Below are 26,099 nucleotides of genomic sequence, written 5' to 3'. Positions count from 1 at the left end.
AGGACCTTTGGACCCATGACTGATCTTCACCCCGTGCGCCGCGCGTTGCTTTCCGTTTCCGACAAGACCGGATTGATCGAGCTGGGAAAGGCGCTGGCCGAGCGCGGGGTCGAGCTCCTGTCGACCGGCGGTACGGCCAAGGCGCTGCGTGATGCAGGGCTTGAGGTGAAGGATGTCAGCGAGATCACCGGTTTCCCCGAAATGATGGATGGTCGGGTCAAGACTCTGCACCCGATGGTGCATGGCGGCCTGCTGGCGCTGCGCGACAACGACGGCCACGTGGCTGCGATGAATGAACATGGTATTGGCGCGATCGACTTGCTGGTTGTGAACCTCTATCCGTTCGAGGCGACGGTGGCCAAAGGCGCAGGTTATGACGAGTGCATCGAGAACATCGATATTGGCGGCCCTGCGATGATCCGTGCGGCCTCCAAGAACCATGCCTTTGTGAACGTTGTTGTGGATGTCGAGGATTACTCTTCGCTCCTGGACCAGTTGGAAGAGAATTACGGCAAGACATCCTACGGTTTCCGCCAGTGGCTGGCGCAAAAGGCTTACGCCCGGACCGCAGCGTACGACACCGCGGTTTCGAATTGGATGGCCGACGCACTGCAGCTTGATGCGCCCAAGCGCCGCGCCTTTGCCGGTGAACTGAAACAGACCCTGCGCTATGGTGAGAACAGTCATCAACAGGCGGCTTTCTACACTGATGGAACCAACCGTCCGGGTGTGGCGACCGCCGTTCAGCACCAGGGCAAGGAGCTGAGCTATAACAATATCAACGACACCGACGCAGCGTTTGAACTGGTGGCTGAGTTCGATCCTGCAAAAGGTGCGGCCTGTGCGATTATCAAACACGCCAACCCTTGCGGCGTAGCTACAGGCGCGACCTTGCTGGACGCGTATAAGTCGGCATTCGATTGCGATCGTACTTCGGCATTTGGTGGGATCGTGGCGCTGAACCAACCGCTCGACACGGAAACCGCACAGGAAATCACCGGGATTTTCACCGAAGTCGTGATCGCCCCCGGTGCTTCGGATGAGGCCAAAGCGATCTTCGCGGCCAAGAAGAACCTGCGCCTGCTGACCACCGAAGCTCTGCCGGACGTGACCGCAGGCGGCAAGACCGTGCGTCAGGTAGCAGGCGGTCTGCTGGTGCAGGACAAGGACAATGGTTTTGTCGGCATGGACGATCTGAAGGTCGTCACCAAAAAGGCGCCGACCGAAGAGCAGATGCGCGACCTGCTGTTTGCCTGGAAAGTGGCGAAACACGTTAAGTCCAACGCCATCGTTTACGTGAAAGATGGCGCGACTGTCGGCGTTGGTGCAGGCCAGATGAGCCGCTTGGACTCTGCCATGATTGCCGCCAAGAAGGCCGAACGCATGGCCGACGCGCTCGGCTTGCCGCAGCCGCTCACCATCGGCTCGGCCGTTGCGTCTGATGCATTCTTCCCCTTCCCTGACGGGCTGATGGAAGCCGCTGAGGCTGGTGCGACCTGTGTCATCCAGCCGGGCGGTTCAATGCGTGATGACGAGGTGATCGCGGCCGCGGATGAGGCCGGATTGGCAATGGTATTCACCGGCATGCGCCACTTCCGCCACTGATGCGCTCTCGTATTCTGCTCTGGGCCGCGCTGGCCGCGTTTACGATCGACCAGATCAGTAAGTATCTGGTCGTTCACGTGATGCGTGTGGCCGAGGGCAATATCGATGTGCTGCCGCCGCTCTTGGTGTTCAAATACGGTGAGAATCGGGGCATCAATTTCGGCCTGTTCCAAGGCGACAGCGACACCGCGCGTTGGGTGCTGATCGGCATCTCGCTGGCTGTTGCGATTGGCGTGCTGATCTGGCTGATGCGGACAACCCCGTCCAAGCTGATGTTGTTTTGCGGCGGGTTGCTGATTGGTGGCGCGCTTGGGAATGTGGTGGATCGGGTGCTGTACGGCTATGTTCTGGATTTCTTGAACATGTCCTGTTGCGGCCTCAACAATCCGTTTGTTTTCAACCTGGCCGATGTGTTCATCTTTGCGGGTGCTTTCGGACTTGTGTTGTTCGATGGCAAAAAGCCCTCGTGACGCGCCGGGTGATATGCGATAAAAGCGCCTGAAACTGGCTGGAGACTCTGATGCGGTTGCCGCGTTCCATTTTTGCTGTGACATTGGCCTTTGCGGTTGCCGGGTGCTCGGATATCGGTTTGCGCCATCTTGAGGCACCGGGGGACGGACCGGATGAGTTTTCGGTCATGCCGGTCAAACCGCTGACCCAGCCCAAGGACTATAAGTTCCTGCCTGCGCCCACACCGGGCGGTTCCAACCTTACCGACCCAAACCCCAAGGCGGATGCCGTGGTGGCGCTGGGCGGCAGCGAAGCGGCGTTGAACCCGAATGCTGCAATTCCTGCATCTGATGGCGCGCTGGTGACGGCCTCAAGCCGCTATGGCGTACCGTCCAACACGCGCCAGGTCGTCGACACCGAAGACGCCGAGTTTCGCAGAAAGCAGGGCCGCTTGACCCGTCTGCGCCTGTTCAAGATAGACCGCTATTCGCAGGTTTACAGTCGCGAAGCACTTGATGCCAATCGACAGAACGAAGCAGCGCGTCAGGCCGGGATTGAGACGCCCTCGGCCCCACCGGCTGATGAATAAATCTTAACTTTCCGTCATCACCCTTGAACCTGCGCACCACAACCGTAGTTTGAACACCATCAAACGAAACGGAGGACGCCCCATGGTTCGGGCCCTGGCATTATCTGCCGCCCTGTTCGCCGCCACCCCTTTGCTTGCCAAGGAAGGGCACGAGGCGGTTACCACTTTCACGCTGGATAACGGCATGGATGTCGTTGTGATCGAAGATCACCGCGCCCCGGTCGTGCAGCACATGGTCTGGTATCGCGCCGGATCTGCGGATGAGCCTGTTGGTTCGTCCGGCGTGGCGCATTTCCTGGAGCATCTGCTGTTCAAGGGTACCGATACGCTGGCACCGGGCGAGTTCTCCGCTACCGTCGCCGCCAATGGTGGCAATGACAATGCTTTCACCTCGTATGACTACACTGCCTATTTTCAGCGCGTAGCTGCCGACCGGTTGGAGTTGATGATGCGGATGGAAGCGGACCGGATGCGCAATATCCGCCTGAGCGAAGAGGATATCGCAACCGAGCGTGACGTGATCCTTGAAGAACGCAACCAGCGTACCGAAAACAGCCCGCGGGCGCTTTTTGGCGAGCAGATGAGCGCGTCTCAGTACCTTAACCATCGTTACGGCGTGCCGATCATCGGCTGGAAGCACGAGATGGAGACGCTGGACATGGAGGATGCGCTGTCCTTCTATCAGACCCATTACGCGCCCAATAACGCCATTCTGGTGGTGACCGGCGATGTGGAGCCGGATGAGGTCAAAACTCTGGCCGAACAGTATTATGGCGTTATCCCCGCCAACCCGGACTTGCCTGAACGCGTACGTTCGCAGGAACCGCCACAATCGGCCGAACGTCGCCTGACCTTCAAGGACGCGCGTGTTTCGCAGCCTTATGTCCAGCGCAGCTATCTCGCGCCCGAACGGGATGCCGGTGCGCAGGAAAAAGCCGCCGCGCTGTTCCTGCTGGCCGAATTGCTGGGGGGCAGCACCACGTCCTACCTGAACGAAAAACTGCAATTCGAACAGCAAAAGGTCGTTTATACGGGTGCCTTCTATCGCGGCGTCTCGCTGGACGACACGACCTTTGATCTGCTGGTCGTCCCGGCCCAGGGCGTGTCGCTGCAAGAAGCCGAAGAAGCCATGGATCAAGCCGTCGCCGACTTCATCGCTGAAGGTGTGAACGAAGAAGACCTTGACCGGATCAAGATGCAGCTGCGCGCCGCCCAGACTTATGCGCGCGATAATGTGGACGGGATCGGCAACCGCTATGGCCGCGCCCTGACCAGCGGCTTGACGGTCGAGGATGTACAGGCGTGGCCCGATATCCTGCAGGCCGTGACCGGGGAAGAAATCATCGCCGCCGCCCGGGAAGTTCTGCAGCCCGAGGCGTCGGTCACCGGATGGCTGATGCGCGACGATGAGGTGACGCAATGAAACGGATTTTTGCAACCTTGGTCGCCTTTGTCGTCGCGCTGCCCGCATGGGCTGAGATCGAGATCGAAGAGGTCACCTCACCCGGCGGTATCACCGCATGGCTGGTCGAGGATCACTCGATCCCCTTCACCGCGCTGGAACTACGTTTTCGCGGTGGCACGTCGCTGGACGAACCCGGCAAACGCGGCGCCATCTATCTGATGAGCGGTCTGATCGAGGAAGGCGCAGGTGACATGGACGCCCGCACCTACGCGCGCGAGTTGGAATCACTGGCGGCCTCGTTCCGGTACAATGCGTCGGATGATTCCGTTTCGATTTCCGCGCAATTTCTGACTGAGAACCGGGGCGAAGTCATCGACTTGTTGCGCACCACGATCCACGAGCCTCGGTTCGATGAAGACGCGGTTGAGCGCGTGAAGGCGCAGATTCTGTCCGGGCTGCGCTCGGACCAAACTGACCCCAATGACATTGCCGGGCGCAATTTTGCACAGATGGCATATGGCGATCACCCCTATGGGTCCGAGGGCAAAGGCACGATCGAAAGCGTCAGCGCTTTGAGCCGTGATGATGTGGTCACCGCCTATGACAATGTGTTCGCCAAGGACCGCCTCTATGTCGGTGCGGTGGGCGATATCACCCCCGATGAGCTGGGCGCGTTACTGGACACGTTGCTGGCGGATCTGCCCGAGGCGGGCAAACCCATTCCGGGCCGAGCTGACGTGGACATCCCCGGCGGCGTCAGCGTGGTCGAGTTTGATACGCCGCAATCCGTGGCCCTGTTCGGCCACGCGGGGATCGACCGGGACGACCCGGATTTCTTTGCCGCTTTTGTTCTGAACCACATTTTGGGTGGCGGTGGTTTTGAGAGCCGCCTGATGCAGGAAGTGCGCGAAAAGCGTGGCCTGACCTATGGCGTCGCGACCTATCTGGTACCCAAGGATCTGGCTTCGGTCTATCTGGGCTCGGTGTCCTCGGCCAATGACCGCATCGCCGAAGCGGTCGAGGTGATCCGCGACCAGTGGGCGCGTGCCGCGACCGAAGGTGTGACTCAAAAAGAGCTGGACGACGCCAAGACCTATTTGACCGGAGCTTATCCGCTGCGGTTCGATGGCAATGGCCCGATCGCCGGGATCATGGTCGGTATGCAGATGGAAAACCTGCCCATCGACTATATCGCCACCCGCAACGACAAGGTGAACGCGGTGACGTTGGACGAGGTGAACCGCGTGGCCAGTGAATTGCTGGACCCCCAGGGGCTGCATTTCACTGTTGTCGGCAAACCCGAAGGTTTGGAAACCACAAACTGATCAAAGGGGGCTGAACAACGCTCAGCCCTTTTTCCCCGCTGCGCTGCGCAGCATCTGCCCCATCATCTGCCCGAACTTGCCGGACCCGCGCTGATACAGCGCGCCATCAACGGACAGAACTGCGCCACTGATATAGCTGGCCATGTCCGAGCTGAGGAACAGGCAGGCATTGGCTACATCCTGTGTATTTCCCCAACGCCCCAGCGGCACATCGCGGCGCAGTTCCTCGTGGGCGTTTTCCGTTGGTGCCAGACGCCGTGCGCCTTCAGTTCCTTCAATAAATCCTGGAACCACCGAGTTCACGCGGATGCCTTCGCCCCCCCATTCCATCGACAGGGTGCGAGTGATCTGATCGACCCCGGCTTTGGCCGCGCAAACATGGGCTTGCCCTTCGTAGGGCAGAAACGCCTGTGGGGCCGAGATATTGATGATGCTGGCGCCGGGGCGTTTGAGGTAAGGATAGGCCCCCTTCATCACATGAACGGTGCCCATCAGGTCGATATCCACCACGGTCTTGAACGCATTGACCGACATCTCGGAGGTCAGGGCCGGGAAATTCCCCGCCGCGCCAGAGACCAGAACGTCGAAATCACCCAAAGCGTCATGGAATTGCTTCAGCCCGTCCGCCACTGCCTGCGCATCGCGCACATCAAAGGCTGCGCCAACTACTTCGGCTGCGCCGGCCTCTTTTAGCGCGGCAAGCGTGTCATCCACCTTGTCCTGCGACCGGCTGGCAACGGCCAGATTGGCCCCCGAGGCCGCGAACGCCTCGGCAATGCCGCGGTTGATGCCGCTGGTGCCGCCAATGACGATGACGGTCTGTCCTGAAAAGTCCATGTAGGCCTCCCTAAAACGGGAGCCCTACTCGCCGTAGGGCACCCAGATGTTTTTCACTTCGGTTGCAGCCTGCAGGAAGCGGCGCGAATGGTCCACGCCCCAATCAAATGCCGTCGCGTTATTGACCCAGGTCCGTTTCAAATTTCCGGCCGAAACGACTTCGATCTCTTGTGAAAGATCAGTTGACGAGAACGACCAGACCGCATCGACGTTCAGGTGTGAGGCCAGCGGTTTCGCCAGTTCCACGTGGCTGCCGGTCAGGATGTTGACCACACCTGCGGGCACGTCGGACGTTTCAAGAATCTGGTAGAAGTCGGTTGCTGTCAGCGGATAGGGCTCGGACGCGACCAGAACTGTCCGGTTACCCATAGCGATCGCCGGGGCCATGGCCGAGACCAGACCCAGCAAAGGTGCCTCATCCGCGCACAGCGCGCCGATGACGCCAACGGACTCTTTCATGGCAATGGCAACGCCCCGGATCGGAACGCCATGCACTTGACCGTCATATTTGTCCGCCCAGGCGGCAGCGGTGAACAGGCGCTGGATCGAGGCCTCGACCTCTTTCGCACCATCCTTCTTACCGGTCATGGCATCGAGACGAGCCGCGAATTCATCAGCACGGGCCGACAGGTTTTCACCAATATAATACAAGATCTGCGCCCGTAGATGGCCGGTGGTTTTAGACCAGCCCTTGGCGCCCGCCGCAGCCTCAACCGCGTTGCGGACGTCTTTGCGGTTGGCCAGGCCCACATGGCCCAAAAGGCCGGATTTACCCCAGACAGGCTTGGAATAGCCACTATCGGGTCTTGCCTGCTTGCCGCCGACATACATCTTGGCGGTGCGGTCGATGGGATCAACCGGAGCACCTTCGCCCAGGGTCGCCTCAACCTTGGCCAGCGGTTTGACCTTGCCCTTGGGCTTGGTATAGGCCGCCAGACCTTCCCAACCGCCTTCACGGCCAAAGCCGCTTTCGCGTACACCGCCGAATCCGGCGGCAGCATCGAACAGGTTGGTGGCATTGACCCAAACCACGCCCGCGACCAGTTTGGGCGCAATATCCAGTGCAAGGTTCACATTCTCGGTCCAGACCGTCGCGGCTAGCCCGTAGCGGGTGTTGTTGGCCAGCTCGACCGCCTCTTCCGGAGTGCGGAAGGTGGACGATACCAGTACCGGGCCAAAAATTTCTTCCTGCATCAGCGGGTCCGAGGTTTCGAGCCCCGAGATCAGCGTCGGTGGGTAATAGCACCCGTTCGCGGGCAGGTCGCAGGCCGCCTGATGAACGTGACCGGCGGTGTTGCTTTCGACCATGCTCTTGATGGTCTGCAACTGAACCGGGTCCACCACCGCGCCCACGTCGATACATTTGTCTAGCGGGTCGCCAATGCGCAGCTTGTCCATCCGCGCGCGCAGTTTCTCGTGGAAGCGGTCGGCGATGCCTTCCTGCACCAACAGGCGCGAGCCTGCGCAGCAGACTTGGCCTTGGTTGAACCAGATCGCGTCGACCAGACCTTCAATGGCTGAATCGATATCGGCGTCGTCAAAGACGACGTAAGCGGACTTGCCTCCCAGCTCCAGAGTCAGTTCTTTGCCTGAGCCCGCAGTGGCTTCGCGGATGCGACGGCCCACAACGGTCGAGCCGGTAAAGGCGATCTTGTCCACGTCTGCGGAAACGATCATTTCGCCCACGGCACCGTCGCCGGTGACGATGTTGACCACGCCTTTCGGCAAACCGGCCTGGGAGCAGATATCAGCGAACAGCAGCGCGGTCAGCGAGGTGTATTCAGCCGGTTTCAGAACCACGGTGTTGCCCATCGCGATCGCAGGGGCGATTTTCCATGCCAACATCAGAAGCGGGAAGTTCCACGGAATGATCTGCCCGCACACACCCAACGCCTGCACATCGGGCAGCTCGCTTTCCATCAGCTGCGCCATGCCCGCGTGGTAGTAGAAATGCCGCTGCGCCAACGGGATGTCGATGTCGCGCGATTCCCGGATCGGCTTGCCGTTGTCGAGGCTTTCCAGCACGGCAAACAGGCGCGCGTGTTTCTGCAACAGCCGCGCAATGGCATAGAGGTATCGCGCACGGCCCGCACCGCCCAGCTTTTCCCATTTCGGTTGCGCCTTGCGGGCGGCGGCAACGGCTGCGTCCACATCGGCCTGTTTGGCTTGGGTCAGCTTGGCCAGCACCTCTCCGGTCGCGGGGTTGCGGCTTTCGAACCCTTTGCCGGGCTTGGTGAAGGCGCCGTCGATATAGTGACCGAACTTATCACCCTGATCGACTAGCCAGGCCAGTGCCTCGGCGGCGCTTTCGGGGGCGGGGCCGTAGTCCATGGTCTCGAAAATCTCTTTGACTGTCATTGTTCTGTCCTCAGCCCATCGAGTGACGGTAACCGGCCGAATAGGCTCCGGTCACATAGTGTTCCAATTGCCGTTCGATATCGCCCAACAAGGACGACGCGCCAAAGCGGTACAGGTCCGGTTGCAACCAGCGGTCGCCCAGCTCATCCTTGATCAGCGACAGGTAAACCAGCGCGTCCTTTGCTTTCGAGATGCCACCCGCAGGCTTATAGCCAACGCGATACCCGGTGCGGTCATAATAGTCGCGGATCGCGCGGATCATCACCAGCGACACGGGCAGGGTGGCGTTGACGCTTTCCTTGCCGGTTGAGGTCTTGATGAAGTCCGCCCCGGCCATCATGCAGACCAGCGAGGCGCGCGCGACGTTGCGCAGGCTGCCCAGCTCTCCGGTGGCAAGGATGGCCTTTACATGCGCATCACCGCAAGCCACGCGAAAGGCTTTCATCTCATCATACAGCGCCTGCCAATCTCCGGACAGCACGTGGCGGCGCGAGATGACGATGTCGATCTCTTCGGCGCCAGCTTTTACGCTTTCTTCGATTTCGGCTACACGCAGGTGGAACGGCGAAAGGCCCGCCGGGAAACCGGTTGACACAGCCGCAACCGGAATGCCGGTGCCTTTCAGCGCCTCAACCGCCGTGCCGATCATGTCGTGGTAGACGCAGACAGCCCCGGTGGTGATCGGCGGCATGTCCAGCGCCTGCAATACCGAAGGTGCCACCGGTTGACGCGCCTTGGCGCACAGGCGTCGCACCCGGCCCACGGTGTCATCGCCGGACAAGGTGGTCAGGTCGATCATGGTGATCGCCTTCAACAGCCACGCGGACTGATACTCTTTTTTAACCGAGCGACGACCGGGCAGCGTCGCGGCCCGGCGTTCGATGGCCGAGGTATTGGCCTGCACGGCGCGTACCCAATCCAGATCAAGATCCATGCCGGGGTTTCTGGGTTCGGTCACTTGCGGCAGATGCGCCGTGCGCACGGGGCTTTCTGAGCTCTGCGTATCCATAGTCACGTCCTTTGGGAGGTTTGCGCCAAAATCGCACGAGCCGCACGTAAAGGGAAGGTGCAGCAAGGTTCGATCTGCAAATTTTTTGACCAAATGGACAAAAATAGGCATTTTCTTGCGAATAATTCGCAATAGCGTTGACTTAGTTGCGAATGGTTCGCATATTCATTCTCAACAGGACACCAAATCGGGATCTGACTATGATTCGTCGCAGCTTTCTTGCAGCGCTGGCATTTGCGGCTGCTTTGCCTCTGACGGCTTGGGCCGAGACACCACTGGCCGAGACACCACTGAAAGTGGTCGCAACCACCGGTATGATTGCTGACGCCGCGCGTCAGGTGGGCGGAGACCAGGTCGAGGTGAAGGGCCTGATGGGTCCAGGAGTCGATCCGCATGCCTATCGCCAGACCCGCAGCGATATCGTTGCGATGACCCGTGCGGACCTGATCCTGTGGCACGGTCTATATCTGGAAGCGCAGATGGAAGATTTCTTCCATGACCTCGGCCGCAAACGCACTGTGGTGGCCGTGGCTGAAGGGATCGACAAGTCCAAACTGCGTGGGCATGACGATTATGCCGACAAATACGACCCGCATGTGTGGATGAGCCCGACCCTGTGGCGTGATGTGGTGGTTGAGGTGCAAGAGGCCCTGACCGCAGCGCGCCCCGAAGCGGCGGATATTTTTGCCGCTAATGCGGAAGCGCATTTGGCCGAGCTTGATGCGCTGACCACCTATGCCAATCAGTCGCTTGCAGCTGTTCCCGAAAATAACCGCGTGCTGGTCACCGCGCATGACGCCTTTGGCTATTTCGGCGCGGCTTACGGCTATGAGGTGATGGGCATTCAGGGCATCTCAACCCAGTCCGAGGCCGGCCTGAACCGGATCGGAGAGTTGGTCGATACGCTGGTGGATCAGCAACTGACGGCGGTATTCGTGGAAAGCTCGGTTTCGGACCGGTCGATGCGGGCGCTGATTGAAGGGGCCGCAGCCAAGGGGCATGAGGTCGGTGTCGGCGGAGAGCTCTATTCTGACGCGATGGGTGAGCCCGGCACTTATGAGGGCACATATATCGGGATGCTGGATCACAACATCACCGTCATCGCCGGGGCGCTGGGCGCGGAAGTGCCGGATCGCGGCATGAGCGGCAAACTGTCGGCGGGGTTTTAAATGATGCTGGAACTGGCCGCTGATCAGGGTGTCTCGGTTGCGGGGCAGGATATCGATGAAAGCCCCCTGGCCATTCGCGGCTTGACCGTCTCATACGGTCAGAAACCGGCGGTGTTTTCCGTTGATATGACGGTGCGGCCCGGCGCGATGACAGCGATCATCGGGCCAAATGGCGCGGGAAAATCGACCCTGCTCAAGGCGGCGCTGGGGATTGTCTCACCCTTGTCCGGGCAGGTCTCGGTCTTTGGTGAACCTTTGGAGAAACAGCGCGCCCGCATCGCCTATGTGCCGCAGCGCGCAAGTGTGGATTGGGATTTTCCCACTCGCGTGATTGATGTGGTCCTGATGGGCCTGTCGCGGCAACTGGGCCTGTTGGGCCGGGTGCGCGCTCGGCATAGGGCCTGCGCCATGGATTGCCTGAACCGCGTTGGGATGCGCGATTTCGCGGATCGTCAGATTGGTCAGCTTTCGGGCGGGCAACAACAGAGGGTGTTTCTGGCCCGCGCCCTGGCGCAAGAGGCTGATCTTTACCTGTTGGACGAACCTTTTGCCGGGGTCGATGCGGCCACAGAAAAGGCCATCATCGCGGTTTTGAAATCGCTGAAAGAGGCGGGCAAGACCGTCGTTGTCGTGCATCACGATCTGGCCACCGTTACCGATTATTTCGACCACGTCTTCCTGATCAACACCCGTAAGGTGGCCGAGGGAACAGTGGCCGAGGCCTTTACCGCCGAAACCCTGCAATCGGCCTATGGGGGCCGTCTGGCCACCGCGCAGATCGACCAGATCTCACGCGCGCTGGGGTAAATCATGCTTTGGGATGCTCTGAGCCTGCAGCTTGGCTATAACGCCACGCTGGTTGCTATTGGTGCGACCTTGCTGGGCGTATCCGCCGGGGTGACCGGCACTTTCCTGTTTCTGCGCAAACGCGCGCTGGTCAGCGATGCGATCAGCCATGCGACCCTGCCCGGCGTGTGCCTGGCCTTCATGGTGCTGGTAGCTTTTGGCGGCGATGGACGCAATCTGATCGGTCTGCTTGCCGGATCGGCGATCTCGGCCTGGATTGGTCTGCTGTGTATGAATTGGCTGACCCGGGGCACGCGGCTGGCCGAAGACGCAGCTATTGGGGCGGTACTGTCCGTTTTCTTCGGATTTGGCATCGTACTGCTGACCGTGATTCAAACCATGGGCGTTGGTCGTCAGGCGGGGCTCGAAGGGTTCTTGCTGGGCTCCACTGCCGGGATGTTGTGGGCGGATGCGCTGATCATTGCGATTGGCGGGGCATCGACGCTTGTTCTGGTGATGATCATCCGCCGTCCGATGACCATGGTGGCGTTTGACCCGGAATATGCCGCCGCACGGGGTCTGCCAGTGCATCGGATTGATCTGGCGATGATGGGATTGGTGATGGCCGTCACCGTTGTCGGGTTGAAGATCGTCGGGCTGATCCTGATTGTGGCATTGCTGATCATACCGCCCGTGACCGCGCGGTTCTGGACCGACCGCTCGGACCGAGTTGTTTTGCTCGCTGGTTTGGCGGGTGGCTTGGCCGGGTATCTGGGCGCGGCCCTGTCGGCCTCGGCGCCGAACTTGCCAACCGGTCCGATCATTGTGCTGGTCAGTTTTGGCTTTTTCGCGCTGTCCCTACTGTTTGCACCTGTTCGCGGTGTTCTGGCGGCGGTGTTGCAACATCTGAGATTCCAGCGTCGGGTGCATATCCGCCAAGGATTGCTGGCGCTGGCGCAAGGTCAGAAAATCTATGAACCGCTGACTCTGCGCTTGTTGAAACGCGCTGGCTTTGCCCGCGCCGATGGCGTTGCTACCGAGGCTGGTAAAGCCCGTGCCGCCAAGGCGTTGCGCGACGAAAAACGGTGGGAAATCGTGCGCGCGGATCAGGCGCATGAGGCGACGGCGGCGCTTTATGACGGGCTGCGCGATATCGAAACGGTGCTTACCCGCGATCAGATCGCGGATATCGACCGCCTGATCGGTGGCCCGCAGGAGGTCCAGCCATGAGCGGAGAAGAATTTGTCCCCCTGTCCCTGACGCCTCTGTTGATCGGGATCTTCGCCGCCATCGCCTGCGCCCTGCCGGGGAATTTTCTTGTACTTCGCAAACAAGCCCTAATTGGGGACGCAATCAGCCACGTGGTGCTGCCCGGCATCGTTGTGGCCTTTCTGCTGACCGGAGCGATCTCGACCTGGCCCATGATGCTGGGCGCGGCGGGTGCAGCCATTGTTGCCGTTGTGATGATCGAGGCGATCCGGCGGCTGGGCCAGATTGAACCCGGTGCTGCGATGGGCGTTGTTTTCACCACCATGTTCGCAGGCGGCGTGCTGCTGCTGGAGCAGACCGATACCTCGACCGTGCATCTGGACGTGGAACATGCGCTGTATGGCAATCTGGAAAGTCTGATCTGGCTGGATGCTGTGGGCTGGTCATCGCTGTTGGACCTGACGGCTTTGGCCGGGCTGCCGCCGGAGCTGCCGCGGATTGCGCTGACGCTGGTCGGGGTGGTCCTGTTCATCTGGCTGTTTTGGCGCCCGCTGAAAATTTCGACCTTCGACGAAGGCTTCGCACGCACCATCGGCATTCGCACCGGCGCGCTGGGTATGGCGTTGGTGATCGTGGCTGCAATATCGGCCGTGGCCGCTTTTGATGCAGTGGGGTCAATTATCGTGATCGCCATGTTCATTTGCCCCCCGGCGGCGGCGCGGATGATGACAAATCGGCTGGAAACCCAAATCGCCTGGAGCGTCATTTTCGCCAGCGTGTCGGCAATATCGGGCTATGTGCTGGCGGGCTACGGGCCGCTTTGGTTGGGCAGTACGGATGCGGTCAGCGCGGCGGGGATGATCGCAACCATGTCCGGCCTGATCCTGGCCTGCGCCGCATTGTGGGGCCCGTGCCGCTCCCGCGCCGGAGCGCCCCAAGCCACTTGACACGGCGCTTTCCCGCTGTTGGTCAATGCGAGGGGTCGGCTGAAATTCGCCCAGACGCCCAGCGAGGACAGAGTTAATGATTGTCGCGCCGCGTTTCGTGTTAGGCCCGCCGCAATAAATTTCTGAATGACCACCACTCACTTGGATCGTTCGGACAATCGTGGCAAGGTTTGCCGTCTGTTGACATCGGCACAGCGCGATTGTTCGAACGCCCCCTCCCTCCTAAAAATAGGACTGCCAAATCAGTGGCAGAATCGTGTGCGCATATGCTAGGTCTGGTGGTATGGTGCAGGCAAACCCCAATATCAGCGAAATCCGCCCCGTAATCCGTCAACTTGACGATGCTGCAATCAACCGCATCGCTGCGGGTGAGGTGGTGGAACGCCCCGCCTCGGCTGTTAAAGAACTGGTGGAAAACGCCATCGACGCCGGATCGACTCGGATCGCCATCGATATCGCTGATGGTGGCAAGACGTTGATTCGCGTCACGGATGATGGGTGCGGGATTTCGGCGGATGATCTGCCGCTGGCCCTTTCGCGCCACGCGACATCCAAGATCGACGGGTCGGATCTGCTGAACATTCACACGTTCGGCTTCCGGGGCGAGGCGCTGCCGTCGCTGGGTGCGGTTGGGCGGCTGAACATCACCAGTCGGGTGCCGGGGTCAGATGCGGCCCAGATATATGTATCTGGTGGCAAGATGGAGGCGGTGAAACCCGCCGCCTTGCGTGCAGGCACGGTGGTCGAGCTGAGGGATTTGTTCTTTGCCACGCCCGCTCGGCTGAAATTCATGCGCACCGACCGGGCCGAGGCGCAGGCGATCACCGATACGGTCAAACGTCTGGCCATGGCCGAGCCCGCCATCACTTTTACGCTGCGCGATGTCTCGGGCGGGGGTGAGGGTCGCGTGACCTTTCGCGCCGATCGCGAAAATGGCGATCTGTTTGATGCGTTGCACGCCCGTCTGGCCCGCGTGATCGGGCGCGAGTTTGCCGAGAACGCATTGCAGATCGATGCCACGCGCGAAGGCATTCGCCTGTATGGCTATGCTGCCTTGCCGACCTATTCGCGTGGCGCAGCAGTGGCGCAGTATCTCTTCGTCAACGGCCGTCCCGTGCGTGACAAGATGCTGGCCGGTGCGCTGCGGGCGGCCTATTTCGATTTCCTCAGCCGTGACCGGCATCCGGCGGCCGCATTGTTTGTCGACTGTGACCCGATGCTGGTGGATGTAAATGTTCACCCTGCAAAGTCCGAGGTTCGGTTCCGCGATCCCGGCGTGGCGCGGGGGCTAATCGTCTCGGCCTTGCGGCATGCGTTGGCCGAGGCGGGGCACCGAGCGTCCTCGACCGTGGCAAATGCAACGCTGGGTGCGATGCGGCCCGAACCGGCACAGCCCACTCCCGCCCGGGTGTATCAGATGGATCGTCCTTCGCCCGCAGCCCGGCAGGCCGCGTTTCACGCGCAGGCGCCGGGTTTTGCCGAACTGTCCCGCGATTATAGCGGTAGCATCGTGGAGGCGGCTCCGCCAGTTTCGACCACAGCAGAAGAGCCCCCGATGCAGGACCTGCCCTTAGGTGCGGCGCGCGGGCAAGTACATGAGAACTACATCATTGCCCAGACCGCTGATGGTATGGTGATCGTCGATCAGCACGCCGCGCATGAACGGCTGGTTTATGAAAAGCTAAAAACCCAGATGACCAAAAACGGCGTCGCCGCGCAGGCATTGCTAATCCCGGAAATCGTCGAGCTGTCCGAAGGCGACTGCGCGCGTTTGATGGCGGTTGCGGATGACCTGTCGCGCCTTGGGCTGACGTTGGAACCCTTTGGCGGCGGCGCCATCGCCGTGCGTGAAACACCTGCCATTCTGGGCGAAGTGGATGCCCGTGCAATGATCCTGGATATTCTGGATGAACTGGCCGATCAGGGCGAAAGCCAAACGGTGCAGGCGCGGATCGAAGCAATCCTCAGCCGGGTGGCCTGTCATGGCTCGGTCCGGTCTGGCCGCCGGATGCGGGCCGAGGAAATGAATGCCCTGCTGCGCGAGATGGAGGCGACTCCCCATTCCGGCCAGTGCAATCACGGGCGACCCACTTATGTGGAACTGAAGCTGAGCGACATCGAACGCCTGTTCGGGCGCAGTTGATCCCGGCGCTTCGCCGGGTTATGAAGAATAAAACAAGAACATCCGAGGCGACATGATCGAGATTGCTGGCACAGAAATGGCTTTGAACGACCCTGTGGTGCTGATCGCGGGTGGAGTGGTGGCATTGATTCTGCTGCTGCTATTCCTGTCCTTGCGGGCAGCCAACCGTTCCGCCCGAATGGCAGAACCATTGGTGCGGCAGATGGCGCATTTGGGTCAACACGTGCAGCAACTGGGGCAGGGCCAGGAACAGTTGCGCGGTGGTTTGCAGCATGTGTCGGATACACAGGCCAATGCGCAGGTGCAGGTGATCCAGACGGTTGAATCGCGCCTGTCCTCGGTGCAGCAGCAGATGAATGACCGGTTGGCAGACAATGCGATGAAATCCGCTCGGGCTTTGGCCGAGATGCAGGAGCGAATGAAGGAATCGCTGCATGGCTCGTCGAAACAGACCGCGACGTCTCTGACACAATTGCAGGAACGTCTGGCCGCCATCGACAAAGCGCAGGACAATATCACCAAGCTGTCGGGCGATGTGCTGTCGCTGCAGGATATCTTGTCGAACAAGCAGACACGCGGCGCGTTTGGGGAGATTCAGCTGAACGATATCGTCTCGAAGGCATTACCGTCGGATAGCTTCCAATTGCAGGCGACTTTGTCAAACGGGCGTCGTGCGGACTGCTTGATCCACCTGCCAAACCCGCCGGGGCCGATTGTGATCGACAGCAAATTCCCGTTAGAGGCTTATGAAGCGCTGATTGGATCGACCAATGACGCCGAGCTTAAAGCAGCCGTGCAGATGTTTCGCAGCACGGTGCGCAAACACATCAACGACATTGCCGAGAAGTACATTCTGGACGGCGAAACCGCCGACGGCGCGCTTATGTTTCTTCCGTCCGAGGCGGTATATGCCGAGTTGCACGCCAAATTCCCGGAACTGGTGCAGGAGAGTTTCAGCAAGCGAGTCTGGATCGTTTCCCCCACCACCTGCATGGCGACGCTGAACACGATGCGGGCGATCTTGAAAGACGCGCGTATGCGAGAACAGGCGGGGGCAATCCGCAAGGAACTGGGCCTGTTGCACAAGGATGTGGAGCGTCTGGGGGACCGTGTTTCGAATCTTGATCGCCATTTCGGACAGGCAGCCAAGGATATCTCGGAAATCAAGATCAGTGCCGAAAAAGCCGGGCGTCGGGCACAGCGGTTGGACAACTTCGATTTCGAAGAGCTTGCCCCGGACGACCACAATAATGTGGTACCGCTGGGCAAATCCGAAGGCTAGGCTTTACTGGATCGACAGATCCAGATTGTAGCCGACTGTCTTATCAGTATCCCGATCATTGCCCATCAGATAGACGCGGATCGTATAATCTCCGTCTTCGGGCAGGTCGATGCGGGCGGTGTTGCCATCGATAGAGCCGTTGTAGATCGCAACGCCGTCACTGCCGGGTGGCAGGATGTTGAAGTAAATCACGCCATTGCCATTGGTGTCGCTGACCTTGAGATCGGCGAACATTTCCTGACCAGCCTGCGCGCCCAACATGTAATCGAAATACTCGTTGCCGGTAATTGCCCCATTCACCATCGTGCCGAAATTGCCGGGTTCAAATTTCACTTCCGCTGCACGCTGTGCCCAGACGGCGCTTGCAAGGCTCGTTATTAACGCACCTAGAAATAAATGATTTCTCATGAAACTTCTCCCAAATCGACTGAAGGGTCAGAGTAGCACAAAATTCCCGGAACTTCAGATGCGCAGGAAGGGCTGGAACAGGCGCGGCATCAACTTGGTAAACTTCAAGGGCGCGTCAGTCACGGCCAGACAGATGCAATCCTCTGAGATATCGGCCGTCGGCGTGTGGTGCAGGCTTTCATCCGCGATCTCAACATCTCCACGACCGAAATGGTCGACCTCGTCCGAGAACGCGCCTTGCAGAACCATTGTCAGTTCCATGCCGTTGTGGCTGTGATCGGGCACGGCCGCACCGGCCGGAATGAATAGCAGGCGGGCGGTGGCCTCGCTCGTGGTGGGTAGGATCGCCTGTTTTACACCCATGCCGATGGATCGCCATTTGATGTCATTCACATCGCCGCCGACATAATCCTGCAAGGGCGCGGGCAGAACCGTGCATCCCGGACGTGCGGGTTTTGCAATCGGGGCTCCCTGAGCGATCAGCGCCATGGTTGCGGCTAGAGACCCATCGCTCATGCTGGTAGGGCTGTCCTGCTCTTGCAGAACACATCCGCCCACAGCGTCAAAGCTTTCGGACCGGGCGCGGCAGTGGTCACACAGGGACAGGTGAGTTGCCACCATCAGGTCGAACGCTTCGGGCAGGTTGCCCGCGGCGTAGGCCATCAACAGATCGTCTGTCAGGTGATGTTTGATATCGTTGCTCATCTTCGTCATCTCAATTCATCGCATGGCGCAAGCGGTCCAGCGCCAGCCGTATCCGTGATTTGATCGTACCCAAGGGCAACCCGGTCTGAGATGCGATTTCTCGATGGCTCAGATCACCGAAATAGGCCTTTTCGATCAGTTGTCTTTGCGCCTCGGGCAACGCCGCCATGGCGTCGCGCAGCTGCGCGGTTTCCTGTTGCAGCGCGACCACGTCGTCCTGATCCGGTTCCGCCTCGGGGCCCCATCCTAGCTCCTCGGGTTCGGGCCGGCGTTGTTTGCGCAGGACGTCGATGCGCTTGTTCCTTGCAATCGTGAACACCCAAGTGGCCACGGTCGCGCGAGTGGGATCGAACAGATGCGCCTTGTGCCACAAGGTCGCCATCACCTCTTGCGCGCATTCCTCGGCCAGCGCGGCGTCGGACCCTGACTTAATCAGGAACGCCTTGATGCGTGGCGCGAAGTGTTGGAACAGTTCGGCAAAGGCTGCCTGATCCTTCGCGTCCCGAATGCGCCTGACGTGGCTCACCCACTCAGTTCTGGTGTCGCAACTGCCATCCGCTTTGTTCACCGGCTTGCCCCTGATGCGTTTGCTTGCGCGCCGAGGTTTCAGTGCTGGCCTTTCGGCCGCCGGTTCATCCAAGGTCACGGTATCGATCTCGGTAAACATAACCACATTACGCGGCCCAGCCAAAGACGGATCACTTTATTTGCTGTTTTTGATCCGGGTCGCGTCAAATATCGTACTATCTGATAGAAACACATGAGGAAAAGAATGCCGCCGGAACGGTTTGCACGGAGATCGGAGAAAACTGCGTGAACACGGTCGACCATATTGCAGGCCATACCTTTCACGGGCGCAAGGGCGCGATCCAGAACGCCTTTCGGTATTCCGTCGACTACATCTTGCTGGATCCGGAAAGCCATCCGGCCACTCCGGCGCTGTTTTCCCTGAACCGGACTAATGTCACCAACTGGCGGGAGCGCGACCATGGGGGTGAGCCAGGGCAGGGGCGCGGTGCGGCCTGGCTGCGGGAGCAGTTTGACCAGATGGGCGTGACCCAACCGGATCACGTGACATTGCTGACCCAGCCGCGAGTGTTCGGCCATGTGTTCAATCCGGTCAGCTTCTGGTTTTGCTTTGATGTTGACGGCCAGCTTTACGCCGTGGTGGCCGAGGTCACAAACACCTATGGCACGCGCCACAGCTATCTGTGCCACACCCCCAACTTTGCGCCGATCCGACCCTCGGACCGGATCGTGGCGGACAAGCTGATGCATGTCTCACCGTTTCAGAAGGTCGAAGGGTCTTATACCTTCCGGTTTGATTATCGCCCGGAACGGGTGGGTGTCTGGATCGACTACGGGCGCGACGATGGTGGGCTGATTGCAACCCTGACCGGACGGCGGGCTCCGCTGACCAATCGCACGATCTTGTGGTCTTTGCTGCGCCGACCTTTTGGTGCGCGCCGCGCGTTTTTCCTGATCCTGTGGCAGGCGGTGAAGTTGAAGGCGAAAAAGGCCCGGTTCCGCCCGTTTCGTACAGCCCCCATTCCCGACCACCCGGTTTCCCGCATTCGCGAGCCTTAAGCTGGCATAGTTTGCGTAAGATCAAAGACGCAGGCGCCGTGGGATGGTTGTGCTAGGATGAAACCGCGAACACGAGGAGTTGGGTCATGTTGGAAATCTCGGCAAGAAAAATCGCTCAGGTCGCCATGATGGGGCGTGAATTGAACCGCGCCGAGGGCGAACTGCGCGCCTTTATCGACCGTATGGGTGAGGACGAGCAGGCCGAGTTGGTTGCTGTCATGTGGATCGGACGTGAAAGCTTTTTCGCCGAGGATCTGGCCGAAGCCATCGCAACCGCAAAATCCGAGGCCTCGACCCCCTGCGCCGATTATCTGATCGGCACACCACACCTGTCGGATCACCTAGAAAACGGTCTGGATGCGCTGGGGATTTCAGCCGAGGACGTGGAAAACGATCTGATGTAGGCCGGTTTGAACGGAGCGCCTTTTCCCCATGCCTGGTGGTCATCAAATCCGACCGCCAATTCGGCGGCGCAAAGAACAGTTGCAGCAGGGCCGTAAACCGGTGGATGCTCGAACCATGCGACTCGATTGGCGTATTCTAGTGGGACTTGTGTTTGCCGTGGCCAGCATGGCCGCTCCGCGCGTTTCGAACGCCTGTTCGGTTTGTACAACATTGCCGGAATACTCTCTTGCAGACCGTATTCTGTCTGCGCGTGTGATTGTTCTGGCTGCGCCGTCGCCGACCAATCCCTTTAAGTACGCCTCGGTTTCCGTGCTGAAAGGCGCGCCCGCGCAGCTAGAGACCCTGCCGGATATCCCATTCCTGGTTGACAGCGTGACGCGATCAGCCTTCCGCGTCGACCCTGAAAGAGTTGTTTTGATGATCTACGGCAGCGGATCTGTGGACAAGTCAGGCCGCAGCTTCGCAAGCGCCTGGTCCAAAGGTTTCCTGATGACGCAAGAGCGGGCAGCTTTTCTGGAAGCGGTGCGTTTTCAGGGTAAACACTGGATCGTCGGAAAGACGGCTAACCCTGCACGCGTCACTTTTTTTAGCCAATATCTGACGCATGAAGACAGGCTGTTGCGCAATGCCGCGCTTGCAGAGGTTCATCGCGCACCGTATCCGACTGCCCGACAGGTGCGGGACGTTGTGACAACCGCGTCTTTGTTGCAGGAGTTGCGCGATGTAAATCGCCTTGCTTATGCGCCGGCTGTCATTCGATTGTTGGGTATGCAATCCGATCCTGCCGCGCAGGCATTCGTTCGACAGCGGTATCAGCCCGCGTTGCGTGCCGGTGACCGGAACATAGCGGATTGGGCGCTGGCCGGGATCGAGGTGGACGGCGCAGACGCAGTAGAAGCGATTGGGCAGGCGTTAGCGCAGGCGAACTGGTCGCCAGAAGATAAGCAGAAGCTAATTCAGGTTCTTGCCGTTGGCGGTTCCACATGGCCGGAATTGCAAGAACAAATACTGGAGATTTACAAGCTTGAGCTTGAACGCAGCGCGGAACTGGCAGGCTGGATCGCCTTGTCTGTACGGACATGGGAAACGGATGCATTGACGGCGTCGTTCAAACAAGTTTTGGCGCGTGAAGACCTTGATGCCGCGGTTTTGTTTCTGGTTCAAAACGCGCTGGATATTAGTGATTTTGATTAAATTATTTTATTTCAGATGATTACACCTGACCGTGCCATGTTGTCGGCGTCTGGTCCTGCGAAGATTAAGCGGATTTAATCCAACCCTCCGACGCTTTTAACCCCGAACCCTTTTCTCTGTTTCAACGACAAACGCAATTCAGAGTTAAAGGAGAAAGTCATGGGATACGCACAAACAGTTACGCCGCAAAAGGGGCTCTTCTTCGGTCTGTTCTCGAATTACGCCGAAGCACGGGTCGAACATTTTCGCCGCGATATCTTTGCCAAATCCGTTCGGGCACTGGAAAACCTCAGTGATCGTCAATTGGCAGACATCGGCATCCCACGCAGTGAGATCAAGCAACGCGCCTATGAGAGCGTTTATCACAAGAAGCCTTACTCGGGCACCGCACACTGATCCACGGGCCGCGCCGAATACCGTAAAATACTTGGAGGAGAAAATGTTTGATTTTAACCCAAATCGCGACCAGTCGATAAATGCCAGTTCCGTGTTGTTGTTCGACCGGGCGATGCGGTTGCAGGCGATCAGTTCCAGCATCGTACGCGCCGCACAAGATCTGAACCGCCTGAACGATTCTGAACTCGCCGAACTGGGCATCAACCGCAGCGATATCGACACCGTGATCGAGCGCTACATCTGACCGATCGCGATGCAAGACAAACCAAAAGCCATTCCGATATTTCGGGGTGGCTTTTTTAACCTTTAAGCGGCCCATTCTCGAACGGGCGGTGTCAGCCGTTCATTTCAACTGGTCTACGATCTGCAGATGCTGAGCCAGCGTGTCGATCTCGGCCATCCAGTCCTGTACCAGTTTCGGGTCACTGGGGGCGGCGTGGACGCCGGCTGGGATGGCGCGGTTCAGGACCGCCTCGACCGCAAGCGACACCGGGATCGACACCAGTCGCGCCATGGCGGTGCCACGCGCATCACCCCAGGCGTCCATCACATAGGTCTTGTGCCATACCGGTATGCCGTCTTTTTCCGCCTTCAGTCCGACGCAAAGGACCACGCGGTCGGGTTCGCCCTCGTCATAGGCGTTTTCTTCCCAGAACTGGTCTGACATCTCTTTCAAGCGCGCGTCACCTTCGGGGCCGGAGAGGGTTTCGATTTCGCGGAATACATCAGACCACGCATCGGCCCAGCCGTTCAGGCGCAGGGTGCCGCGGACAAATTCCTTGACCGGCCAGTGCTTTTCAAAGTGGTACTGCTGCATGAACGGGATCGAGTCGCGGTTGGGGTAGACCTCAAAGCTTTCGGGCGTCGGCAGCGGCGCGATATAGCTGGTGATTGCGTCCCAGGGGCGGGCCACGTCCAGCGGGGCGTAATCGCGGATCGACTTGGACGGCGAACGCAGCGCCTTGAGCACACCAAGCGGCGACCAGCTGAATTTGTAACGGAACGGGTTGGGGTTCTTCGGAATGCCACCGCAATACGAAATGAAACTCAGGTGGTTCTGTGCATCGAACGCGTCCGAGGCGCGGTAGTCATCGACCAGTGCATGCGCCATCAAGTGGTCTATGCCTGGGTCCAGCCCGACCTCATTCACCAGTGCCACACCGGCTTCGCGGGCCTTGTCGTCCAGCGCACGCATCTCGGGCGCGATATAAGACGAGGAGACGAAATTGGCCTGTTTCGCGATGGCCAGTTCGGCCAGCGGCACGTGCCAGTCACCCGGCAGCATCGAGACGATCACGTCGCCCTTTTCCAGCACCGCACCCAGCGCATCGATGTCAAAGGCGTGGATGTCGTCGGTCAGGTCACCGACCTCGGCCTTGGCTTTTTCGATGGTCCGGTTCCAGACGGTGACCTTGTGCCCGCCTTCAATCAGGCGGCGCAGGCCGGGGATGGCCGACAGGCCGGTGCCACACCAATGAATCGTCATCGCTCAGAATCCTTCGATATGAGTGTTATAGGTCGCCGCCGCCCGGCCCCAGACACCGGCGTTCAGATTGGTCAGGGTCAGCAACAAAGGCAGCAATTGCGCGGCATAATCTTGCGAGCTTTCGACCGGCAGCATTGACGGAAGGTTGTCGATGGCCATCACGTCCATCACCGGATCAGTCGCCACACGCAGGGCAGGGGCGTCCCAGGAGGTTGCACGGTCATAAACGGGCACCGGGTTGTAATCGCTATCGGGGTCGCAGGCCACATCGCCAATAGCGGTCAGCTTGCGCGGCGCGGTCAAAGCCTCACGCGGTACGAAGACCGGGGTGCCGGGGCGCGCAAAGATGCAGTTCAGGAACAGATTGTGGTCAAGGATTTCCGGGAACGGTCCGCCGCTAGACGTTTCGGCCATGTCCCATTTGGTAACGCTGACCCCCATGGCCTCGCATAAGTCTGCAGCCCCGGTGCCCACTCGGCCCAGAGCGCCAATGACAATGGCGCGGGGGCGAGTTGCGCCCGTTGCATCCAATTCAGTCAGCAACTCTGCGTTCAGCGCGTCTTTGCTGGCATACACACCGACCGGCGGGCATTGCTGACCTCGTTGCTGCGCTGCCCAGGTCTTGAGCGTCACTGCAGCGCCCGCATATCCAGCCCAATAGCCGAAGGCGGCGACGCGGCGGCCGGCTTCGTTCACCAGATATTCCAGATCATAGAGCGTTCCGCCGCCGGCCTTGAACCGCGCAAGCAGCGCACGGCCTGAATGCTGACCCTTATAGGCGTGGCCGAACATGATGTGGCGGTGGGGCAGGGGCGTACCGTCTTCAGGCAGTTCCTTGAGGCCGAAGATGATCGCATCCAGTGGTGCCCGGGGCCAGGAGTTTTCGGGCGCGATCTCGCATCCGACCTCACTGTAGCCATCAATCGGGATTGCGCGCACGGAACTTTCCTCAACCGTCACGCGGATGCCGGCTGCGATCAGATCAGCGGCGCCTTCGGGGGTCAGCCCGACCCGTTCCTCATTCGGGCGCTGTTCTGCCCGGACCCAAAGATGTGTCATGCGTTATCCTTTTGTCAGAGCATTCCGGCGGCGCGCACCGCCTGAACCGAAGAACGTGCCTCCATCGCCGCACGGAAGGTCAGAATTTTGGGAAAGGCCGAGACGTCGACGCCGTCGACTTCCAGCCAACTGCAAACCACATAAAGATAAGCATCTGCCAGCGAGACGGCCTCGCCCAATACAAACGGCCCGCGCAACCCGTTGGAAGAGATATAGTCGCAGGACGCGGTCATCGTCTGTGGAACCTTGTCCGTCATGTCTTTCCAGCTGGATATCTTGTCGGCCCAGCGGGCGCCGCGCAATTTGTGCGCGTGGTTCACATGCATGGTCGAGGCCAGATAATACATCACCTCGCGCATCCGGGCGGCCATGACCGGATCTTTGGGCACCAACCCAGCCTCGGGCGCTTTGACGGCGATATATTCTAACAAGGCGCCAGTTTCCGTCAGTATACCACCATCAACCACCAATGCCGGAACGCGGCCTTTTGGGTTGATTTGTTTATAAGCCGGTTTTGTCTGCTCACCGCCGGCAAAGTCCAGTTGGATCGCTTCATACTCCAGCTCGGCCTCTTCCAACGCAATGGCAACAGCGACCGAGATTGTGCGGGGGGCATAGTATAGCTGCATCATAAAGGCCTCCGAGGTCAAAGGTGGGTTTGCGCGTATTGCCTGTCGGGCGAGTCCAGGTGCGGCACCGCATTGAACAGAACCGGGCTTAGCTGCGCGCCGATCGGGTGCAGGCGATGCAGCGACGTGTTCATGATGGCCAACGCCACCCGTGCCATCGCCGGGATATCCAGACCCATCGCTTGCCGTACCACCATCGAAATCAACCCGCCCGAGGTCACAACGATGGCCGGCCCGCCCTCGGTTCCAATCTCGCGCAAAGCGTCCGAGACACGGGTTTCGAACTCGGCAAAGGTTTCGGGCGTATCCGTGATCTCACCCCGGGCCCAGGCGGCAAAGGTGCGGGGCAGATGTTCGACAAAGCCCTCTCGGTCGGTGGGGATCGCCACGCCGTGCTGCTGTTCATATAGCTGCGCGATGGTGAAATACTCGATCTCATTCAGGCGTGCGTCCTGGATTGGGTCAGGCAAGCCCATGCTGGCCGCAGTTTCCACATGTCGCTGCAACGTGCCGCAATAGACCCGCGGGTAATGGGCGCGTGTATCCTGCAGGTGCGCCCCAAGCCAGCGGGCCTGCTGATGACCCAGATCGCTGAGCCTGTCATAGCTTTCTTCATCCCGTGCGGTGGTGTTGGCCTGTCCGTGACGCACCAGTGTAATATGTGACATTGCAATTCCTCTTGGGCGAAGTCTTAGGGCAGGATTTGGATAGGGGCCAGAGGCGTTTGTCAGGGGGCGGGCAAAAACCGACCTTCGTCAAAGGTTTTGCGTGTTCGTTTTCAGACCCGCGATTTCGCGATGTGATTGTTGCCCAACGGAAAATAGTTTCCTATACGATACAAGGCCGCTGCATGCGGCTGTATACGCTTTGTATCGGCTATCATGGCAAATCCTGTTGACTCGCAATAGCGTCCCGGGAACCTTGGTGTTGATTGTAAAAGGGTTGCCATTGCAGACCGCACGGTGATCTTTCAAAACGGCATTCGAAAGGCCCGGATTATGAGCACCGAACCGAAACGCACTCCTCTCTACGATCTCCATGTTGAGTTGGGAGGCAAGCTGGTTGATTTTGCTGGGTGGGAGATGCCTGTTCAGTATCCGCTGGGGATTATGGGTG

At 59.6% G+C, this 26,099-nt stretch carries 26 protein-coding genes and 1 pseudogene; 17 read left to right on the top strand and 10 right to left on the bottom strand.

The genetic code is table 11. The features are described from left to right. The first annotated feature begins 15 nt into the window (after positions 1–15). The 5 genes from purH to ACR0JB_RS09540 all read left to right on the top strand — a co-directional run bounded on the left by purH (position 16) and on the right by ACR0JB_RS09540 (position 5,374). Positions 16–1,605, top strand: coding sequence for a bifunctional phosphoribosylaminoimidazolecarboxamide formyltransferase/IMP cyclohydrolase (purH, locus tag ACR0JB_RS09560; protein WP_170396521.1), 1,590 nt, complete (start codon positions 16–18; stop codon positions 1,603–1,605). Further along, positions 1,605–2,075: a signal peptidase II gene (gene lspA, locus ACR0JB_RS09555; RefSeq protein ID WP_170396519.1), complete on the top strand. Its 471-nt coding sequence runs from the start codon at positions 1,605–1,607 to the stop codon at positions 2,073–2,075. The genes purH and lspA overlap by 1 nt, the downstream gene beginning before the upstream one ends. A 50-nt stretch (positions 2,076–2,125) precedes the next feature. Continuing rightward, positions 2,126–2,644 (top strand): DUF3035 domain-containing protein, encoded by a 519-nt coding sequence (locus tag ACR0JB_RS09550; protein WP_170349817.1) that lies wholly within the window; start codon positions 2,126–2,128, stop codon positions 2,642–2,644. A gap of 82 nt (positions 2,645–2,726) precedes the next feature. After that, positions 2,727–4,067, top strand: a complete 1,341-nt coding sequence (locus tag ACR0JB_RS09545; protein WP_170349818.1) for a M16 family metallopeptidase — start codon at positions 2,727–2,729, stop codon at positions 4,065–4,067. Further along, positions 4,064–5,374: a M16 family metallopeptidase gene (locus tag ACR0JB_RS09540; RefSeq protein ID WP_170506178.1), complete on the top strand. Its 1,311-nt coding sequence runs from the start codon at positions 4,064–4,066 to the stop codon at positions 5,372–5,374. Before ACR0JB_RS09545 ends, ACR0JB_RS09540 begins: the two co-directional genes overlap by 4 nt. 21 nt (positions 5,375–5,395) lie before the next feature. On the opposite strand, the gene ACR0JB_RS09535 is transcribed toward ACR0JB_RS09540, so the two are convergent. Genes ACR0JB_RS09535 through deoC form a run of 3 tightly spaced genes read right to left on the bottom strand, consistent with a single transcriptional unit; the run spans position 5,396 to position 9,578 of the window. Continuing rightward, positions 5,396–6,211, bottom strand: coding sequence for an SDR family oxidoreductase (locus ACR0JB_RS09535; protein WP_170506176.1), 816 nt, complete (start codon positions 6,209–6,211; stop codon positions 5,396–5,398). A 24-nt stretch (positions 6,212–6,235) separates the two neighbouring features. Further along, a complete protein-coding gene (locus tag ACR0JB_RS09530; RefSeq protein ID WP_170506173.1) occupies positions 6,236–8,569 on the bottom strand; it encodes an aldehyde dehydrogenase family protein in 2,334 nt (777 codons plus the stop codon). Between the two features lie 10 nt (positions 8,570–8,579). Next, on the bottom strand, positions 8,580–9,578 hold the full coding sequence (deoC, locus tag ACR0JB_RS09525; protein ID WP_170396511.1) for a deoxyribose-phosphate aldolase: 999 nt from the start codon (positions 9,576–9,578) through the stop codon (positions 8,580–8,582). 200 nt (positions 9,579–9,778) lie between these two features. On the opposite strand from deoC, the gene ACR0JB_RS09520 reads away from it, so the two are divergent. The 6 genes from ACR0JB_RS09520 (at position 9,779) to ACR0JB_RS09495 (ending at position 17,114) form a co-directional block, all read left to right on the top strand. Beyond that, complete coding sequence (locus ACR0JB_RS09520) at positions 9,779–10,747, top strand: metal ABC transporter solute-binding protein, Zn/Mn family (RefSeq protein ID WP_170396509.1); 969 nt, start codon at positions 9,779–9,781, stop codon at positions 10,745–10,747. Positions 10,748–10,750: 3 nt separating this feature from the next. Next, on the top strand, positions 10,751–11,554 hold the full coding sequence (locus ACR0JB_RS09515; RefSeq protein ID WP_170396998.1) for a metal ABC transporter ATP-binding protein: 804 nt from the start codon (positions 10,751–10,753) through the stop codon (positions 11,552–11,554). Between the two features lie 3 nt (positions 11,555–11,557). Further along, entirely contained in the window at positions 11,558–12,763 is a 1,206-nt protein-coding gene (locus ACR0JB_RS09510) for a metal ABC transporter permease (protein ID WP_170396507.1), read from the top strand. Continuing rightward, positions 12,760–13,689 carry a metal ABC transporter permease gene (locus tag ACR0JB_RS09505; protein ID WP_170349825.1) on the top strand — a complete coding sequence of 310 codons (930 nt, stop codon included), beginning with the start codon at positions 12,760–12,762 and terminating at the stop codon, positions 13,687–13,689. The genes ACR0JB_RS09510 and ACR0JB_RS09505 overlap by 4 nt, the downstream gene beginning before the upstream one ends. Before the next feature lie 283 nt (positions 13,690–13,972). Then, positions 13,973–15,832 (top strand): DNA mismatch repair endonuclease MutL, encoded by a 1,860-nt coding sequence (mutL, locus tag ACR0JB_RS09500; protein ID WP_170396505.1) that lies wholly within the window; start codon positions 13,973–13,975, stop codon positions 15,830–15,832. 52 nt (positions 15,833–15,884) lie between these two features. After that, positions 15,885–17,114, top strand: coding sequence for a DNA recombination protein RmuC (locus ACR0JB_RS09495; protein WP_170396503.1), 1,230 nt, complete (start codon positions 15,885–15,887; stop codon positions 17,112–17,114). 3 nt (positions 17,115–17,117) lie between these two features. Here the strand turns inward: ACR0JB_RS09495 and ACR0JB_RS09490 are convergent, their stop codons facing one another. Genes ACR0JB_RS09490 through ACR0JB_RS09480 form a run of 3 tightly spaced genes read right to left on the bottom strand, consistent with a single transcriptional unit; the run spans position 17,118 to position 18,894 of the window. Then, positions 17,118–17,522 (bottom strand): hypothetical protein, encoded by a 405-nt coding sequence (locus tag ACR0JB_RS09490; protein ID WP_170360683.1) that lies wholly within the window; start codon positions 17,520–17,522, stop codon positions 17,118–17,120. Positions 17,523–17,576: 54 nt separating this feature from the next. Next, a complete protein-coding gene (locus ACR0JB_RS09485; RefSeq protein ID WP_217354377.1) occupies positions 17,577–18,227 on the bottom strand; it encodes a ChrR family anti-sigma-E factor in 651 nt (216 codons plus the stop codon). 10 nt (positions 18,228–18,237) lie between these two features. Further along, positions 18,238–18,894, bottom strand: coding sequence for a sigma-70 family RNA polymerase sigma factor (locus tag ACR0JB_RS09480; RefSeq protein WP_170396995.1), 657 nt, complete (start codon positions 18,892–18,894; stop codon positions 18,238–18,240). Between the two features lie 146 nt (positions 18,895–19,040). Here ACR0JB_RS09480 and ACR0JB_RS09475 point away from each other — a divergent pair, with 146 nt between their 5' ends. From ACR0JB_RS09475 to ACR0JB_RS09455, 5 genes are all read left to right on the top strand, one after another. Beyond that, positions 19,041–19,814: a DUF1365 domain-containing protein gene (locus ACR0JB_RS09475; protein ID WP_170396499.1), complete on the top strand. Its 774-nt coding sequence runs from the start codon at positions 19,041–19,043 to the stop codon at positions 19,812–19,814. 86 nt (positions 19,815–19,900) lie between these two features. Next, the gene (locus tag ACR0JB_RS09470) at positions 19,901–20,218 is read left to right on the top strand and encodes a DUF3775 domain-containing protein (RefSeq protein ID WP_170326413.1); all 318 of its coding nucleotides are present in this window, start codon (positions 19,901–19,903) and stop codon (positions 20,216–20,218) included. Positions 20,219–20,333: 115 nt separating this feature from the next. Next, positions 20,334–21,413 (top strand): hypothetical protein, encoded by a 1,080-nt coding sequence (locus ACR0JB_RS09465; RefSeq protein ID WP_170396497.1) that lies wholly within the window; start codon positions 20,334–20,336, stop codon positions 21,411–21,413. 159 nt (positions 21,414–21,572) lie between these two features. Continuing rightward, entirely contained in the window at positions 21,573–21,809 is a 237-nt protein-coding gene (locus ACR0JB_RS09460; protein WP_170349833.1) for a DUF1127 domain-containing protein, read from the top strand. A 43-nt stretch (positions 21,810–21,852) separates the two neighbouring features. After that, on the top strand, positions 21,853–22,053 hold the full coding sequence (locus tag ACR0JB_RS09455) for a DUF1127 domain-containing protein (protein ID WP_170349834.1): 201 nt from the start codon (positions 21,853–21,855) through the stop codon (positions 22,051–22,053). Between the two features lie 99 nt (positions 22,054–22,152). On the opposite strand, the gene ACR0JB_RS09450 is transcribed toward ACR0JB_RS09455, so the two are convergent. Genes ACR0JB_RS09450 through ACR0JB_RS09435 form a run of 4 tightly spaced genes read right to left on the bottom strand, consistent with a single transcriptional unit; the run spans position 22,153 to position 25,651 of the window. Further along, a complete protein-coding gene (locus ACR0JB_RS09450; RefSeq protein WP_170396495.1) occupies positions 22,153–23,295 on the bottom strand; it encodes a saccharopine dehydrogenase family protein in 1,143 nt (380 codons plus the stop codon). A 3-nt stretch (positions 23,296–23,298) separates the two neighbouring features. Then, positions 23,299–24,354 (bottom strand): saccharopine dehydrogenase, encoded by a 1,056-nt coding sequence (locus ACR0JB_RS09445; RefSeq protein ID WP_480789867.1) that lies wholly within the window; start codon positions 24,352–24,354, stop codon positions 23,299–23,301. A gap of 14 nt (positions 24,355–24,368) precedes the next feature. Next, a complete protein-coding gene (locus tag ACR0JB_RS09440; RefSeq protein WP_170396993.1) occupies positions 24,369–24,983 on the bottom strand; it encodes a glutathione S-transferase family protein in 615 nt (204 codons plus the stop codon). Positions 24,984–25,000: 17 nt separating this feature from the next. Then, on the bottom strand, positions 25,001–25,651 hold the full coding sequence (locus ACR0JB_RS09435) for a histidine phosphatase family protein (RefSeq protein WP_170396491.1): 651 nt from the start codon (positions 25,649–25,651) through the stop codon (positions 25,001–25,003). 330 nt (positions 25,652–25,981) lie between these two features. On the opposite strand from ACR0JB_RS09435, the pseudogene gcvT reads away from it, so the two are divergent. Continuing rightward, positions 25,982–26,099: pseudogene (gcvT, locus tag ACR0JB_RS09430) on the top strand (glycine cleavage system aminomethyltransferase GcvT); the annotation flags it as partial.

It is taken from the genome of Ruegeria sp. BI7 (assembly GCF_056537925.1).
Note: the sequence above shows the minus strand (reverse complement) of the source record. Positions and strands in the feature narration are given on the sequence as shown.